The 15,711-nt window shown below is 68.4% G+C and carries 15 protein-coding genes; 13 read left to right on the plus strand and 2 right to left on the minus strand.

The window, feature by feature from the left end; translation table 11 throughout:
• On the plus strand, window positions 1-1,260 hold the full coding sequence (locus FCK90_RS15915; RefSeq protein WP_343029881.1) for an L-threonylcarbamoyladenylate synthase: 1,260 nt from the start codon (window positions 1-3) through the stop codon (window positions 1,258-1,260).
• A gap of 58 nt (window positions 1,261-1,318) precedes the next feature.
• Here FCK90_RS15915 and FCK90_RS01120 read toward each other — a convergent pair whose 3' ends face one another.
• On the minus strand, window positions 1,319-2,281 hold the full coding sequence (locus FCK90_RS01120) for an NAD-dependent epimerase/dehydratase family protein (protein WP_158032455.1): 963 nt from the start codon (window positions 2,279-2,281) through the stop codon (window positions 1,319-1,321).
• Window positions 2,282-2,482: 201 nt separating this feature from the next.
• On the opposite strand from FCK90_RS01120, the gene FCK90_RS01125 reads away from it, so the two are divergent.
• The 4 genes from FCK90_RS01125 (at window position 2,483) to FCK90_RS01140 (ending at window position 8,198) form a co-directional block, all read left to right on the plus strand.
• Complete coding sequence (locus tag FCK90_RS01125) at window positions 2,483-4,369, plus strand: glycosyltransferase (protein WP_158032456.1); 1,887 nt, start codon at window positions 2,483-2,485, stop codon at window positions 4,367-4,369.
• Window positions 4,370-4,480: 111 nt separating this feature from the next.
• The gene (locus tag FCK90_RS01130) at window positions 4,481-6,514 is read left to right on the plus strand and encodes a polysaccharide biosynthesis protein (RefSeq protein ID WP_158032457.1); all 2,034 of its coding nucleotides are present in this window, start codon (window positions 4,481-4,483) and stop codon (window positions 6,512-6,514) included.
• Window positions 6,511-7,656 carry an MraY family glycosyltransferase gene (locus FCK90_RS01135; protein WP_158032458.1) on the plus strand — a complete coding sequence of 382 codons (1,146 nt, stop codon included), beginning with the start codon at window positions 6,511-6,513 and terminating at the stop codon, window positions 7,654-7,656. The genes FCK90_RS01130 and FCK90_RS01135 overlap by 4 nt, the downstream gene beginning before the upstream one ends.
• A complete protein-coding gene (locus tag FCK90_RS01140) occupies window positions 7,653-8,198 on the plus strand; it encodes a hypothetical protein (RefSeq protein WP_158032459.1) in 546 nt (181 codons plus the stop codon). The genes FCK90_RS01135 and FCK90_RS01140 overlap by 4 nt, the downstream gene beginning before the upstream one ends.
• 202 nt (window positions 8,199-8,400) lie before the next feature.
• Here FCK90_RS01140 and FCK90_RS15850 read toward each other — a convergent pair whose 3' ends face one another.
• Window positions 8,401-8,535, minus strand: a complete 135-nt coding sequence (locus tag FCK90_RS15850; protein ID WP_281347432.1) for a hypothetical protein — start codon at window positions 8,533-8,535, stop codon at window positions 8,401-8,403.
• 101 nt (window positions 8,536-8,636) lie between these two features.
• On the opposite strand from FCK90_RS15850, the gene atpB reads away from it, so the two are divergent.
• From atpB to FCK90_RS01185, 8 genes are all read left to right on the plus strand, one after another.
• A complete protein-coding gene (gene atpB, locus FCK90_RS01150; protein WP_158032460.1) occupies window positions 8,637-9,374 on the plus strand; it encodes a F0F1 ATP synthase subunit A in 738 nt (245 codons plus the stop codon).
• A gap of 117 nt (window positions 9,375-9,491) precedes the next feature.
• Window positions 9,492-9,701, plus strand: coding sequence for a F0F1 ATP synthase subunit C (locus FCK90_RS01155; RefSeq protein ID WP_123825230.1), 210 nt, complete (start codon window positions 9,492-9,494; stop codon window positions 9,699-9,701).
• A gap of 55 nt (window positions 9,702-9,756) precedes the next feature.
• A complete protein-coding gene (locus FCK90_RS01160) occupies window positions 9,757-10,302 on the plus strand; it encodes a F0F1 ATP synthase subunit B (protein ID WP_158032461.1) in 546 nt (181 codons plus the stop codon).
• Window positions 10,299-11,114: a F0F1 ATP synthase subunit delta gene (locus FCK90_RS01165; RefSeq protein ID WP_158032462.1), complete on the plus strand. Its 816-nt coding sequence runs from the start codon at window positions 10,299-10,301 to the stop codon at window positions 11,112-11,114. Before FCK90_RS01160 ends, FCK90_RS01165 begins: the two co-directional genes overlap by 4 nt.
• Window positions 11,115-11,224: 110 nt before the next feature.
• Window positions 11,225-12,856: a F0F1 ATP synthase subunit alpha gene (gene atpA, locus FCK90_RS01170; RefSeq protein WP_158032463.1), complete on the plus strand. Its 1,632-nt coding sequence runs from the start codon at window positions 11,225-11,227 to the stop codon at window positions 12,854-12,856.
• 54 nt (window positions 12,857-12,910) lie between these two features.
• The gene (locus tag FCK90_RS01175) at window positions 12,911-13,822 is read left to right on the plus strand and encodes a F0F1 ATP synthase subunit gamma (protein WP_158032464.1); all 912 of its coding nucleotides are present in this window, start codon (window positions 12,911-12,913) and stop codon (window positions 13,820-13,822) included.
• Between the two features lie 90 nt (window positions 13,823-13,912).
• The gene (atpD, locus tag FCK90_RS01180; RefSeq protein WP_158032465.1) at window positions 13,913-15,379 is read left to right on the plus strand and encodes a F0F1 ATP synthase subunit beta; all 1,467 of its coding nucleotides are present in this window, start codon (window positions 13,913-13,915) and stop codon (window positions 15,377-15,379) included.
• Window positions 15,380-15,381: 2 nt separating this feature from the next.
• Window positions 15,382-15,660: a F0F1 ATP synthase subunit epsilon gene (locus FCK90_RS01185; RefSeq protein WP_158032466.1), complete on the plus strand. Its 279-nt coding sequence runs from the start codon at window positions 15,382-15,384 to the stop codon at window positions 15,658-15,660.
• Window positions 15,661-15,711: the final 51 nt, after the last annotated feature.

The following is a 15,711-nucleotide window of genomic DNA, read 5'->3' on the forward strand; positions in this document are numbered from 1 at the left end:
GTGAACGAGACACCCCAAGACAACTCATCCGGATCCGGCTCCGAGCCCGAGGCGGAGCAGCAGGAGACGACGGTCTACGACTGCTCGTCGGAGAAGCAGCGCGCCGTCGGGATCAAGCACGCCCAGCAGGTCCTGGCCACGGAGCAGTGCGTGGTCATGCCGACGGATACGGTGTACGGGATCGCGGCCGATGCGTTCTCAGCGGCCGGGGTGCGGCACCTGCTGGAGACCAAAGGACGCAACCGCACCATGCCGCCGCCCGTGCTGATCGCGCACGCCGGTGTCCTGGACGGACTGGCGGACGAGGTCTCCGAGGCCGCCCGGGCGTTGGCCGAGGCCTTCTGGCCCGGCGGGCTCACCCTGATCTGCCACGCCCAGCCCTCCCTGCAGTGGGACCTGGGGGAGACCCGGGGCACGGTGGCGCTACGGGTTCCCGACGACGAGGTGGCCGTCGCGCTGCTGAGCCAGACCGGACCCCTCGCCGTCTCCTCGGCCAACCGGACGGGCCTTCCGGCGGCCACGTCGGCCGGGGAGGCCCGCGAGATGCTCGGGGACAAGGTTGAGGTCTACCTGGACGCCGGTACCAGGGGATCGACCCTGCCCGCTCAGCATCCGGTGGCCTCGACGATCGTGGACTGCACGGGTGAGACCCCCGTCGTGGTCCGCGACGGGGCGATCTCGCTGGCGCGGCTGCGCGCCGTCGTGCCCTCCGTGATCGGGCTGGGGGCAGCCGTACCCGACGAGGAGGAGACCGCGGCCGGTGGGGACGCCGAAACCCCGGACACCTTTTCCACTGAGCCCCAGGCGGGGGAGAACGACGTAGTGGAGACGAACGCGGAGCCTGCGGAGGAGGAGGCGCCCGCGCGGCCCGGAGAGCCGGCGGGGCAGGCGGACGCCGACGATGAGGTGCTGCATCCGGATCCCGAGGCCCCCGCGCCCACCCGCGCCGCGCAGGACGAACAGGACGAACCGGCACGGGGAGAGCCAGGGCGGCAAGAGGCGGTGCCGGACGGGTCGTCGTCCGGCCCTTCCCGCAGGCCGGCGGGACTGGATCAGGCCGCTGCACTGGTCGCGAGCGGCGCCGCCGTATCCGGCCGTGGCACCGCTGCCAGCCCTGACCAGGATCGGCGGCGTCAGCAGCGCCCGCGGACGGCAGGGGAGCCCCGGCCGGTCGATCGGGCCACCGCCGCGTCGATCGTCGCCCGAGGCGTGGTCGACGAGACGGTCGGGGCAGAGGCGGCCGATCAGGCTGGCGGCTGATAACCGGCTGGGCCCGGTCGAGTCCGCGCGGAGCTGCGGCGGAGCACGCGCGGGCCGGTCAGCTGCGGTTCAGATGGACCTCGCGCAGCAGCTCCGAGATCCTGGGCTCCGGCAGAAGACCCTGCTCCAGACCCCATCCGGGTATCTGCTTCTGGCCGAACCAGGTCACCTCGATGCGCCGGAGGAGGCCGTGCCACCGGCTGCCCGCCAGCCCGGAGACGAAGTAGCCGGCTGTCACGGCGCAGCGGCACAGGGCCGCGGGCAGCCTGACCGGGTTGCGCCGTCCCGCGTCGCGCAGGATCGACGCCGTCGTCGCTCCCTCCCAGGGCAGCAGCACGATCTGCGGTACGTCACCGCGGTGGTCGCCCACCGTGACCGTGAATTCCGCCAGCGCGTCGATGGAGGTCACCGGCGTGTGCGCACTGCCGTCGCCGGCCACCGAGCACAGCGCGGAGGAGGCGAAGGCGGCCAGGCGTTTGGTGGTCGAGCGGTCGGGTCCCTGCACCGAGGTGGCCCGGAGGATGACCAGGTCCGGGTGCGAGGGGCGCTCGTCCCGGGCCGCCAGACGCTGCAGAGCGGACTCCCCGAGCGCCTTGGAGAAGGAGTAGGGGGAGAAGGGGGAGGTCCGGGAGGTCTCGTCCAGGCACGCCGTCGAGCCCTGGACGGCGGCGGAGCTGATCTGCACCACGCGCTTCACGCCGGTCCGCTCGGCGGCGGCCAGGATCAGCACCGGGAGCATGGCATTGGCTCCCACCAGCGAGTCCTGGTCGGAGCCGTCCGGGGCCGCGATGCCCGCGGCGTTGACCACGACGTCCGCCCCGGCGAAGGAGTCCGCGAGGTAGTCGATCACCGCCTCGAGGTTCTGCGCCCTGCCCAAAAGGTGGTGGACGGTGCGAGCGCCGCTGGACAGACGGGGAGCCGATACGGCTTGGACGGTGTGCCCCTCGGCTCGCAACCGCTTCGTGACCGCGGAGCCGACGAATCCCGTCGCACCCACCACACGCCATGCTCTGGACGTCACAGACGTTCTCCTCTCGATCGAGACGGGTCCCTGCACGTGCCCGTCGAATCATCGTACAGAGATCACTGTGACAGCAGCCTTAAGAACCGGCCCATGACCGGGTGCTAATCTCTGCTGGTCGGTACATCCGGGTACAGGCGGCGTCGGGAAGCTGTCCGCACGGACCCTGAGTGGGAGAGCTAGGTGGATTTGGGCGTGGTGATGAGTTCAACGCCTCGGGTGGTTGCCGTCGTGGTGAGTTTCAACCGGCGTGTCCTGCTGGAATCCACGCTGCGCGGGATCCTGGGCGGCAGGCTCGTCCCCGAGACCGTCGTGGTGGTCGACAACGCGTCCTCGGACGGCTCCGTGGAGTTCATCAAGAGTTTCACCGCCCAGCACGAGGCGACCGGAGCCCCGGGGCGGATCGAGCTGATCACCCTGTCCCGGAACGTCGGCGGAGCCGGCGGGTTCACCGTGGGGATCGATCAGGCCGCCAACGTCCACGGGGCCGATCTCATCTGGGTCATGGACGACGACACCGAGCCCCTGGCCGAGACCCTCGACGCCGCCGTGACCGCGTGGCGGGACTACGATCCCGAGGGCGCCCGCCGGCCCGTGTTCGTCGCCAGCAAGGTCCTGTGGACCGACGGCAGCGAGCACCCCATGAACTCGATGATCGAACGCATCGGCGCGGGCCGGGATCGCAAGGCCCGCGCAGCCGCGGTGAACGGCCGGGCCATCCGCTCCGGCTCCTTCGTATCCCTGCTGATGGACGGCGACGCCGTCCGGGCGGCCGGGCTGCCGATCGCCGACTACTTCATTTGGAATGACGACTTCGAGTTCTCCACCCGGCTCGCCCGCTGGGAGGACGCCATCCAGGCCCCCGCCTCCCGCGTCATGCATCACACCAAGCAGGCCGACAACACGGACGCGGACCCGGGCCCGCGCCTCTACAACGACGTCCGCAACAAGCTGTGGGTCTTCACCCGGTCCACCTCCCTGGCGCCGTGGGAGAAGGTGCTCTACGGCGGCGCCACGGCACGCCTGTGGATCCGGACCTTCCGCCGGGCCGACGATCGGAGCGCCGTCGTCCGGCGCCTCCTGGCGGGGGCCCGGGATGCGATCAAGCCGCCCCGCAGCAACCAGGAGGTCCTGGCAGGCGTCTGGCAGCTGACGGGATCGCGGGTCAAGCCCGGCCCGCCGCGGGCCCAGTCCGCTGACCGGGCCCAGGTTACGGCGGGTGAGGCCGGCGACGATGCCCCGGCGCTGGACCCCGCGGCCGCTGAGTTCTCGCTGCTCATGCCCGTCTACCACGGTGACACGCCGGAGAGATTCCATCGTGCGGTGGTCTCCTCGACGCTGGAGCAGGTCCGGCCGCCGTCGGAGATCGTGATCGTTCGCGACGGCCCGCTCCCGGCGCAGCTGCAGGAGGAACTCGACACGCTGACCCACCGCCTGCGGACCGCCAACCCGCCCATCGCCGTGGTGCGCGAGGACCTGGCGGTCAACACCGGTCTGACGCATGCCCTGCGGACGGGCCTGCGGCTGTGCAGCCACGACATCGTGGCCCGGGCGGATGCCGACGACGTCTCCTACCCTCAGCGGTTCGCCCTGCAGCTGCCGCTCATCGAGGCCGGGGCCGACGTCGTGGGCGCCGGCATGGATGAGATCGGCGACGATGAGTCGGTCAAGCTCGCCCGCAGGGAGGCTCCCGTGGGCGAGGAGAAGATCCGTTCCGTGGCCAAGCTGCGCAACCCGGTCTCCCACCCGACCGTGGTGATGCGCCGTAGCGCGGCGCTGGCCGTCGGAGGATACGAATACGTCCCCCTGGCCGAGGACTACTGGCTGTGGGTGCGCATGATGCGAGCGGGTGCGGACGTCCGCAATATCGCCGAGCCCCTGGTCGGCTACCGTGTCTCCGGCGGCGCCTACCAGCGCAGGGGCGGGCCGTACGTGTTCCGCGCCGAGCTGCAGCTGCAGAGCCGCCTTCGCGGGATCGGGCACCTGAGTTTCCTAGAATGGGCCAGGAACGTCGCGGTGAGAGGCGGTTACCGGTTCGTGCCCCGGCGGGTGAGAGAACGCGCCTACCGGTTCATGGTCGGCGCCTAGCCCGGCGCCGGTGGTCATGGCAGGCCACCGCTGAACCGCCCCCCGTACGCTCGAGACAGATGGCGGAGGACTCCGGTCGTCCCCGGCGTCGTCCACGGAAGGACCCCCACGATGCAGACCCCGCATACCGGCAGGCCTGCCCGATCCGCAGCGGGCGAGCCCACTGCCGCGGGCAGCGGCACCGGATCCGGGCGGCTGGTCTCCCGCGAGGGGAAGGGCGCCGAGGCCGACCGTCCCACGGCGTGGCTGTGGATCCAGATGCTGCTGGACTCGGTGTCATGGGTCGCTGCGATGGGCGTCGCCATGGTGCTCCGCTACGAGCTGAGCATCCAGTTCATCAACGTGCCCAGCCTCCTGATCGTGTGCCTGATCGCCGTGGCCTCCCAGCTGGCGGTCGGATTCTCCTTCGCCCTCTACCGCGGGCGGTACTCCTACGGCAGCTTCGATGAGGGGAAGCTGCTCATCGTCGTCACGCTGATCGTCACGGCGATCCTCCAGATCGTGCTGCTCGTGGCGGGCAACGCGATCGGGGTGCCGCGGTCGGTGGCCCTGATCGCCTTCCCCTTCGCCGCTCTCTTCATGGCGGCCTTCCGGTACCTGAAGCGGATGTACCAGGAGTCGACCTCCAAACCCCAGGCCGATGCCCAGCGCGTGGTGGTCTACGGGGCGGGCCAGTCCGGGACGTTCATCGTCCAGCGCATGATGCAGGACCCGGACTCCGAGTACCTGCCCGTCGCGCTGCTGGACGACGACCCGGGGAAGAAGCACCTCCGGATCTCGTCCGTGTCCGTGCTGGGCACGATCGCGGACGCTCCGAACGTCCTCGCCCAGACCAGGTCCAGCATCCTGCTCGTGGCCCAGTCCAACGCCTCGGCCAAGCTCATGCAACGGGTCTCCGACATCGTGGCCGGTACCAATACCCGCGTGATGACGGTGCCACCGGTGCGCAACATGCTCACGGGCTCGGGCACCAGCGTGGACATCCGCGACATCAGCCTCGAGGACCTGATCGGACGTACACCGGTGGACATCGACGCCCCCGGGATCGCCGACTACATCACGGGCAAGCGCATCCTGGTCACGGGCGCGGGCGGGTCCATCGGGTCGGAGCTGTGCCGTCAGCTGCTGGCCTTCGATCCCGCCGAGCTGATGATGCTCGACCGGGACGAGACCAACCTGCAGGCCACCCAGATCTCCATCACCGGCCGCGGCCTGCTCGACGGCCAGGACACCGTGCTGGCCGACATCCGCGACGGGGAGAACCTGGCCCGCCTCTTCGAGCAGCGTCGCCCGGAAGTGGTCTTCCACGCAGCCGCGCTCAAGCACGTGTCCCTCCTGGAGACCTATCCGGACGAGGCCTGGAAGACCAACGTCCTGGGCACCCTGAACGTCCTCGAGGCCGCCCGCGGGGCCGGGGTCGGCGTGTTCGTCAACGTCTCCACCGACAAAGCGGCCAATCCCACGACCACCCTGGGGCATTCCAAACGGGTCGCGGAGAAGCTCACGGCATGGATGGCGCAGGAGACGGGGAAGCGGTACGCCTCGGTGCGTTTCGGCAACGTCTTCGGCTCGCGGGGGTCCATGCTCCCGCTGTTCACGGAGCAGATCCGGCAGGGCGGGCCCATCACGGTGACGGACGAGAACGCCACGCGGTACTTCATGACCATCCCGGAGGCCTGCCAGCTGGTGGTCCAGGCCGGTGCCATCGCCAGCGGCGGGGAGGTGCTCATCCTGGACATGGGCGAACCCGTGCGGATCCTCGACGTCGCCCGTCGCCTGCGGACGCTCTCCGGGCAGGAGGGGATCGAGATCGTGATCACCGGGCTGCGGCCGGGGGAGAAGCTGCACGAAGAGCTCATCGGGCTCGGCGAATCCGATGCCCGCCCCTATCACCCCAAGATCTCCCACGCCCGGGCCGATGCGCTGGATCCCGTCAACCTCGACCGCCACACCTGGAAGCTGCGCGGCGGGATGACGGCTACGGGCACGATCCCCGTGGTCAAGCAGTCCACCCAGCCGGCGCTCACGCAGTTCCACGGAGCGCGCAAGACCGGTGAGGCCGGGCAGGCCACGGCCCAGGAGCCGGCAGGGGACGAGGATCGGGCCGACTCCACCGGCACCTCGCACCAGGGGCAGGCGTCGTGACCGCCGCCCTCCTCGCACTCTCCGTCGACGCAGGGCGGGCCGTCGACCTGCCTCAGGTCCTGTCGGTCGACCCCGGTGCGACCCCCACGGCCGCGGAGCTCCAGCACCTGCTCGTGCTGGCCGCCACGTTCGGCCTGGCCGCCTTCCTCCTCAGCGTGCTGCTGCCGTTCGCGGTCAAGCCGCTGCTCACCCGGTGGGGCGTCGTGGACATCCCCAATGAGCGCTCGTCGCATACCCGCACCGTGATCCGCGGCATGGGGCTGGCGGTGGCCGGCTCGGTGCTCGTGGTGGAACTGGCGGGACTCGTGACCGGGGTGGTCTACACGGACCGGTCCGTCGCCCTCACCGTGCTGGCGGGGACGGCCGCGTGCGCCGCGCTGGGCTGGCTCGAGGACCTCAGGGGCGTCTCCGTCCGCATGCGGCTGGCATGCCAGCTCCTGATCGGCGGCGTCGGCTCGGCGGTGCTGGTCTGGGCACTGGAGACCAACCTGCTGTGGTGGATCCTGTGCACCGTCGCCGTCGTCGTCTACGTCAACGTCGCCAACTTCATGGACGGCGTGAACGGCATCTCCGGGATGCACGGACTCGTGGTCGGACTGCTCTACGCCTGGGCGGGGGTCTCCAACGACCTGCCCTGGATGATGGTCGCGGGGCTGGTCGTCGCCTTCGCGTTCGCGGGCTTCCTGCCCTGGAACCTGTCCCGCGGGTCCGTCTTCCTCGGGGATGTCGGCTCCTACCTGCTGGGCGGGGCCATCATCTTCATCGCCGTCGCCGCCTTCCTGTCGGGCGTGTACGTGGAGTACCTGCTACCGCCCCTGTCGGTCTACCTGGCGGACACGTCCTGGACCCTGCTGCGCCGGATCCGCGCGGGGGAGCCGTGGTGGCGACCGCACCGCCAGCACGTCTACCAGCGGCTGACCGACCTCGGCCTCTCGCACGTCGGGTCGTCTCTCGTGGTCGCGGCAACCACGGTCCTGGTCTCGCTGATCTCGGTATGGGGCCTGCGGGTGAGCGGCGTCGCGCTGATCGCGGCGGGCGTCACCGTGGTGCTGCTGCTGGTCTTCTACCTGGCCCTCCCATCGATCCTCGAACGGCGACGCCGTTCCCGGGTCCGGGCACAGGGAAGGCCCACGGCGTCATGATGCCTGGCACCGGTCGCAGGGGCCGCGGCGGGCACGGCGGCACGGTCGCGGGCAACGTCTGGCAGCGCATGCTCAGAGTCTCCGCGCTGGGAGGAGCCGCCGCGGCGCTCGGTATCGCCGTCCTGGCCTGGGCCGTCTCCGGAGCCGCGGCGGCGGGAAGCGTCCTGCTGGGCACCGTGATCGTGACCGTCGTGTTCGCGCTCTCGCTCCTGTCGTTGTGGTGGGCCTCGCGCTACCCAGCCCCGGTGGCGGCGATGGCCATGCTCGTGCTCTACGTCGCCCTGGTCTTCGCCGGCGCTCTCATCCTCTTCGCCACCAGCGCGCCCGGGTGGGTGGAACCGGGCTGGATCGGGGTGGCAACCATCGGTCAACTGGTTGCGTGGCTGACCGGTAGTGGGGTTGCGTTACGTCGTAGCAGGCTGCCCGTCTTCGACGTGGAAACACCCCGCGATCCCAGGGCGGATGAACTCCAGGCGAACACCGGCCCAACCGGCACGGACAGCAGGAAGCCGACAACAGGAAGGCACCATGACGCCAGATGACCCTTCACCGGGTGAAACCGCTCATAAACCGGCCCCTGATGCACGGTCTCAGCGCCCTCGGCTGAGCACCGTGGGAGAGCTGGTTCAGGCCGGGGGCAACCGCGGAGCGCTGGGCGTCCTGGCCTACCTGGTGATTGGGACGGCGTTTTGGAGTCTGGTAGGGTTTTTGCTGGATTACCTGGTGGGGACGCAGTGGCTCGTCCTACTCGGCGGCGGCCTCGGCCTTGCGGCCGGGATCACGCTTGCCTACCTCCACCTCCAAGCCGGACTGAAGACCGATGACGGTTCTGCGGCCGGCGATGACGCCCGGAACCATCCCGTAGATACGCACCAGCATGGATACAACCATGACTCTGCGGGTGGAAGCAGAAAGGACCGCCATTGATCGTCGCCCCAGTTTTTGAGGCACAAGGCTTCCAGGCGCCTACGGTTTCGGACATGCACCTCCCGCCGTTCTTCGAGATCGGCTCTTTCGAATTCGCCAAGCACACGGTACTGATCTTCCTGTCGGTCGTTCTGATCGCCGGATTCTTCATGTGGGCGATCCGCAAGCAGGCACTGGTACCCGCCAAGGGGCAGTTCCTGGGGGAGATGGGCTACGGCTTCGTCCGCAACTCCCTGGGCCGGGACATCATCGGCGAGAAGGAATTCCGTCCCTGGATTCCGCTGCTGTTCAGCTTCTTCTTCTTCATCCTGGTCAACAACCTGTTCGGGTCCATTCCCGTCCTGCAGTTGCCCACTCTCTCCCATCCGGGATCGGCCTACGTGCTGGCCGGTATCGCCTATATCTCCTGGGTGTTCATCGGCATCAAGCGACACGGTTTCGGGCACTTCATGGCCAAGATGACCATGCCGCCGGACGTCCCCAAGGCGCTCTACGTCTTCCTGATCCCGATCGAGTTCATCTCCAACCTGATCATCCGCCCGGTCACCCACGCACTGCGTGTGTTCGCCACGATGTTCGCCGGTCACATGGCGATCATGGTCGCCGCCTCCCTGCTGGGCTTCCTTCTCAGCGACGTCGGCGGCCTGGGCGGGATCCTGGGCGGTGCCGGCGCACTGCTCCTGGGCATCTTCATCTACTTCCTGGAGGTCCTGATCCAGGTCCTGCAGGCCTACATCTTCACCCTGCTGTTCGCCGTCTACGTGGACGGCGCCCTGCAAGAAGGCCACTGAGCCCCACAAAATTGGTCCGGTGGAAGCTGGATCGACCTACGGAGAACCCCTCCGCAACGTCAACCGCCATTCGTGGCACACGGCCCGGACAGGGCAGTACGAAAGGAAACACCAAGAATGGACATCACCGGTTCCCTCTCCGTCATCGGTTTCGGTCTCGCAGCCATCGGCGGTGGCATCGGCGTCGGTCTGATCTTCGCGGCTTACATGCAGGCCGTGTCCCGTCAGCCGGAGACCCAGCGCATCATCCAGCCGATGCTCTTCATGGGCTTCGCCGTGGTCGAGGCCCTGGCGATCCTGGGCTTCGTCCTGGCACTGATCTTCTGATCTTCCCTCAGGGAAGCTCGGAAAAGGTCAGCCGAAGAGAACAGGAACACCGTCCATGACCACAACCATCTTGGCAGCCAGCGAGAACCCGCTGCTGCCCAACGGCTGGGAAATGCTGATCACCGCGATCGGCTTCGCACTGCTGTTGTTCGCCGCGATCAAGTGGATCGTTCCCATGTTCGAGCGCACCTACGCCGAACGCACCGAGGCGATCGAGGGTGGCTTGGCCAAGGCCGAGGCCGCACAGGCCGAGGCGGACAAAGCACGCGACGAGTACAACCAGCAGCTGGAGTCCGCTCGCCTGGAGGCCCAGAGGATCCGCGAGGAGGCTCGCACCGAGGGCGAGAAGATCCTGGCGGACTTCAAGGACCGCGCCAACGTCGAGTCCGCCCGCATCACCGAGAACGCTCACACGGCGATCGCCGCCGAACGCTCCGCTGCAGTGGTCTCCCTGCGCAACGAGGTCGGCAGCCTGGCCATCCAGCTGTCCTCCAAGATCGTGGGCGAGTCCCTGTCCGACGACGACCGTTCGCGTCGCGTGGTGGACCGGTTCCTCAGCGATCTCGAGCAGACCCCGACCGACGCAGGTGCTCACCAGTGACGGCCGCGGGATCCGACGGAAGCCAGGCAGGCCTGACCCGCGTGCTCGAACGCTGGACCGGTTCGGCCCAGCCGGGGCTGGCTCGCGAGATCTTCGGCATGGCGGCCCTGCTCGATGAGCAGGGGAGCCTCCGCCGGGCCCTCACCGACCCCGCCCACACCGACGGCGAGCGCGCTGAGCTGGGCTGGCGGGTCTTCTACGGCAACGTGTCGCAGGAGGCCGGCGAGATCCTCGACACCCTCGTCAGGCAGCGGCGGCACCACGACCGCGGGCTGACCGACACGCTCGAGGCCGCCGGCGTCCTCCTGGCCGGTTCGGCCGCGGAGAACCGCGCGGGCGCCGAGGGCCTGGACGGCGTCATCGACGATGTCCTGGGTGTCCAGGCTCTGCTGGACTCCGACGCCGAGCTGCAGCGGGCCGTCACCGACTCGCGCGCCACCGAGGACGCCAAGCTGCGTCTGCTCGGCCGCGTCGCGCCCTCGCTGAGCGAGGAGGGGCGGCTGCTGGCCGAACAGGCCGTCACCCACCCCCGCGGTGCGCTGCCGCAGCGTCTGCTGGGAACCTTCGCCGACCATCTGGCGGCCCTCCGCGATCGCTGGATCGCTCGGGTCGCGACCCCGGTCGCACTCGACGACTCCCAGCTGGACCGTCTCCGGACGGCCCTGAGCCGTCTCTACGGGCGGGACCTGAAGGTCGTCGTCGAGGCGGATCGCTCACTGGTCGGCGGGCTGCGGATCACGGTCGGGGACGAAGTGCTCGACGGTTCCGTCGCCACCCGCCTCAACGAACTCCAGCTCAAGCTGGGAGCCTGAGCCACACAGCACGCACAGGACACGTGAAGAGTCGCTCTCACAAGGTGTTCTACAGACGAAACAGCTGGTCATCGGCACGATGATCACGAACGAGGAAGCAGGGACACGAGATGGCCGAAGTGACCATCAATGCCGATGAGGTCCGCAGCGCGCTACAAGAATTCGCAGCGTCCTACGACCCCGGCACCACCGAACGCAAGGAAGTCGGCCGCATCATCTCCGCGGCGGACGGCATCGCCCGCGTCGAGGGCCTGCCCTCGGTCATGGCCAACGAGCTGCTGCGCTTCGAGAACGGTGTTCTCGGTCTGGCGCAGGACCTCGACACCCGTGACCTCGGCGTCGTCGTCCTGGGCGACTTCCAGGAGATCGAAGAGGGCCAGACCGTCGAGCGCACGGGCGACATCCTCTCCGTGCCCGTCGGCGACGGCTTCCTGGGCCGCGTGGTCGACACCCTGGGCCAGCCCATCGACGACCTCGGCCCCATCGAGGCCGAGGGACGCCGTGCACTGGAGCTGCAGGCACCGGGCGTGACCATGCGCAAGTCGGTCCACGAACCGCTGCAGACCGGTCTCAAGGCCATCGACGCCATGATCCCGATCGGCCGCGGACAGCGCCAGCTGATCATCGGCGACCGCCAGACCGGCAAGACCGCGATCGCCGTGGACACGATCCTCAACCAGCGGACCAACTGGGAGACCGGCGACCCGGACCAGCAGGTGCGCTGCGTCTACGTGGCCATCGGCCAGAAGGCCTCGACCATCGCCTCGGTGCGCAAGACCCTCGAGGACAACGGCGCCCTGGAGTACACCACCATCGTGGCCGCTTCTGCCTCCGAGTCAGCCGGTGTGAAGTACCTGGCACCGTATGCCGGCTCGGCTATCGGCCAGCACTGGATGTACGGCGGCAAGCACGTCCTGATCATCTTCGACGACCTCTCCAAGCAGGCCGAGGCGTACCGCGCCACCTCGCTGCTGCTGCGTCGTCCCCCGGGACGCGAGGCGTACCCGGGCGACGTGTTCTACCTGCACTCGCGTCTGCTCGAGCGCTGCGCCAAGCTCTCGGACGAGCTCGGCGCCGGCTCGATGACCGGCCTGCCGATCGTCGAGACCAAGGCGAACGACGTCTCGGCGTTCATCCCGACCAACGTCATCTCGATCACTGACGGACAGATCTTCCTGCAGTCGGATCTCTTCAACGCCAACCAGCGTCCCGCCGTCGACGTCGGCATCTCGGTGTCGCGCGTGGGCGGTGCCGCGCAGGTCAAGGCGATGAAGAAGGTCTCCGGAACGCTCAAGCTCGAGCTGGCCTCCTACCGCTCGATGCAGGCCTTCGCGATGTTCGCCGCCGACCTGGACGCCGCCTCCCGTCAGCAGCTGACCCGCGGTGCGCGCCTGACCGAGCTGCTGCGCCAGAAGCAGTACAGCCCGTACGCCATCGAGGATCAGGTCGTGTCCATCTGGGCCGGCACCAACGGTCACCTGGACGAGATCGAGGTCGAGAACGTCCTGGAGTTCGAGACCGCGCTGCTGGACCAGGTCCGTCGCACGACCAACGTCCTGGACTCGATCGCCTCCTCCGGCAAGCTCGAGGACGAGACCGTCGAGGCGCTGGAGACCGCGGTCGCCGAGGTGAAGCGCGACTTCCACGGTCACGGTGCGAGCAACCGCGCACCGGGGCACGAGGAGCACGAGCCGCTGGACTCGAGCGACATCGACCAGGAACAGCTGCAGGCCTCGAAGTGATGCTCCGTCCGGGTGCCGCCGAGCGGCACCCGGACGGTAACGAAAGGAACCTACATGGGAGCGCAGATCCGGGTCTACCGGAACAAGATCTCCTCCACGGAGTCGATGAAGAAGATCTTCAAGGCCATGGAGATGATCGCGACCTCGCGCATCAACAAGGCCCGCCAGAGGATCCACTCTGCATCGCCGTACGCCAACGCTCTCACGCGTCTGCTGTCCCTGGTGGTCAGCCAGACCTCGGGCGATCATCCGTTCCTGCGCAGCGCCGACGATGTCCGGCGTTCCGCCGTCGTCGTGTTCAGCTCCGACCGGGGCCTGGCCGGTTCGTACTCGGCCAACGTGCTCAAGAAGGTCGAAGGCCTGCTGGAGATGATGCACAACGACGGCCGTGAGGTGAAGGTCTACCTGATCGGGCGCAAGGCGAAGCAGTACTTCGACTTCCGTGGCCGCGAGTACGAGGGCTACTGGGAGGGCGAGACGGACAACGCCAGCAGCGATCGCGCCCATGAGGTGGCCGACGTGCTGCTCGAGCAGTTCACCACGGACTACGAGGACGGCGGGATCGACGAGATCCACCTGGTCTACACCCGCTTCCACTCGATGGTCACCCAGGAGGCCAAGGTGCTGCGGCTGCTTCCGCTCGAGGTCGTGGACGCCAACGCCCTGGACGACCGGATCTCGCGGGAGTACCCCGAGCTGGAGACCAACTCGCAGGAGTTCGGATTCGAGCCCGATCCCGAGGAGTTCCTGGACAAGGCCCTGGAGCAGTACATCCGCGCCCGGATCTACTCGTGCGTGTGCCAGGCGGCGGCCTCCGAGCTGGCCTCGCGTCAGCGCGCCATGAAGGCCGCCGGCGACAACGCCGATGACCAGATCCGCAAGTTCACCCGGTTGATGAACAACGCCCGCCAGGCGGAAGTGACCACCGAGCTCACGGAGATCGTCTCCGCGTCCGAAGCATTGTGATCGTCGGCGGGGCTCGGCCCCGCTTCCGACGGCAACGCGCGACCAGCGCCCACCCCACACCCGCCACCCACGACAAGTGAAGTGAGATTTATGACTGCCACCATCAATGAGCAGCAGGATGTGCAGCCTGCAGCTGGTGCCATTGGCCGCGTCGCGCGAGTCAAGGGCTCCGTCGTGGACATCGAGTTCCCCGAGAACCAGATGCCCGATATCTACAACGCCCTGAGCACCGAGCTGAACTTCGAGGGCGAGAAGAAGACCATCTACCTGGAGACCGCCCAGCACCTGGGCGACAACCTGGTGCGTGCGATCTCGTTGCAGCTGACCGACGGACTGGTCCGCGGCACCGAGGTGAAGGACTCCGGGGCGCCGATCTCCGTTCCGGTGGGCGACGTGGTCAAGGGCCACATCTTCAACGTCGTGGGCCAGCCCCTGGACGTGGAGACCGATCAGCTCGAGATCACCGATCGCTGGCCGATCCACCGCCAGGCTCCCGGTTTCGCCGAGCTCGAGGGCTCCACGGAGATGCTCGAGACCGGCATCAAGTCCATCGACCTGCTGACCCCCTACATCCAGGGCGGCAAGATCGGCCTGTTCGGCGGCGCCGGCGTGGGTAAGACGGTGCTGATCCAGGAGATGATCACCCGTGTGGCCCGCAACTTCGGCGGCACCTCCGTCTTCGCCGGCGTGGGCGAGCGGACCCGCGAGGGCAACGACCTCTGGGTCGAGATGGAGGAGGCGGGCGTTCTCAAGGACACCGCCCTGGTGTTCGGCCAGATGGACGAGCCCCCCGGAACGCGTCTGCGCATCGCGCTGACCGGCCTGACCATGGCCGAGTACTTCCGCGATGTGCAGAAGCAGGACGTGCTGTTGTTCATCGACAACATCTTCCGCTTCACCCAGGCCGGTTCCGAGGTGTCCACGCTGCTGGGGCGCATCCCCTCCGCCGTGGGCTACCAGCCGACCCTGGCCGACGAGATGGGCGTGCTCCAGGAGCGCATCACCTCGACGCGCGGCCACTCGATCACCTCGATGCAGGCCATCTACGTTCCCGCGGACGACTACACCGACCCGGCCCCGGCGACCACCTTCGCGCACCTGGATGCGACCACCAACCTCTCGCGTGACATCGCCTCCCGTGGCCTGTACCCGGCGATCGACCCGCTGGCCTCGACCTCGCGTATCCTCGATCCGCAGTACGTGGGCCAGGAGCACTACGACGTCGCGACCCGCGTGAAGTCGATCCTGCAGGAGAACAAGGAACTGCAGGACATCATCGCGATCCTCGGTGTCGAGGAGCTCTCGGAGGAGCAGAAGGTCGTGGTCTCCCGCGCCCGCCGCATCGAGCAGTTCCTCTCCCAGAACACCTACACCGCGCTGCAGTTCACCGGCGTCGAGGGCTCGACCGTCCCGGTCGCCGAGACCATCGAGTCGTTCCAGAAGATCTGCGACGGCGAGCTCGACCACGTTCCCGAGCAGGCGTTCTACAACGTCGGCGGCCTCGACGACGTCATGGCCAAGTGGGACGAGATCAAGCGCTCCACCGGAGAGAAGTGATCATGGCTGACCCGCTGATCGTCGAGATCGTCGAGCTTGCCAAGCCGCTGTGGGACGGTGAGGCCACTCAGGTCATCGTCCGCACCACCGACGGGGATCTGGGCATCCTCTCGGGTCACGTGGCCACGGCGGGTGTGCTGGTCCCGGGCCGGGTCGTGATCGACCCGGTGAACGGCGAACGCATCGAAGGCAGGGTCGACGGCGGGTTCGTCTCCGTGGACGGCAACAGGGTGACCATCGTGGCCGACCACTACGAAGGCCCACGCACCGCCGACGACTGACGTCGGATGAATCCGGGCGGTGCCAGTCGCCCGGGAGGCGGAAACGCCGCC

Origin of the sequence: Kocuria coralli (assembly GCF_008831305.1) — a bacterium.
Lineage (GTDB): Bacteria > Actinomycetota > Actinomycetes > Actinomycetales > Micrococcaceae > Kocuria > Kocuria coralli.

Coding starts and splice junctions, on each gene's coding strand:
- FCK90_RS01140 (WP_158032459.1), top strand. CDS start 7,653: ATGATGCCTGGCACCGGTCGCAGGGGCCGCGGCGGGCACGGCGGCACG.
- FCK90_RS01185 (WP_158032466.1), top strand. CDS start 15,382: ATGGCTGACCCGCTGATCGTCGAGATCGTCGAGCTTGCCAAGCCGCTG.
- FCK90_RS01125 (WP_158032456.1), top strand. CDS start 2,483: ATGAGTTCAACGCCTCGGGTGGTTGCCGTCGTGGTGAGTTTCAACCGG.
- FCK90_RS01160 (WP_158032461.1), top strand. CDS start 9,757: ATGACCACAACCATCTTGGCAGCCAGCGAGAACCCGCTGCTGCCCAAC.
- FCK90_RS01130 (WP_158032457.1), top strand. CDS start 4,481: ATGCAGACCCCGCATACCGGCAGGCCTGCCCGATCCGCAGCGGGCGAG.
- atpD (WP_158032465.1), top strand. CDS start 13,913: ATGACTGCCACCATCAATGAGCAGCAGGATGTGCAGCCTGCAGCTGGT.
- FCK90_RS15850 (WP_281347432.1), bottom strand. CDS start 8,535: ATGCTGGTGCGTATCTACGGGATGGTTCCGGGCGTCATCGCCGGCCGC.
- atpA (WP_158032463.1), top strand. CDS start 11,225: ATGGCCGAAGTGACCATCAATGCCGATGAGGTCCGCAGCGCGCTACAA.
- FCK90_RS01175 (WP_158032464.1), top strand. CDS start 12,911: ATGGGAGCGCAGATCCGGGTCTACCGGAACAAGATCTCCTCCACGGAG.
- atpB (WP_158032460.1), top strand. CDS start 8,637: ATGCACCTCCCGCCGTTCTTCGAGATCGGCTCTTTCGAATTCGCCAAG.
- FCK90_RS01155 (WP_123825230.1), top strand. CDS start 9,492: ATGGACATCACCGGTTCCCTCTCCGTCATCGGTTTCGGTCTCGCAGCC.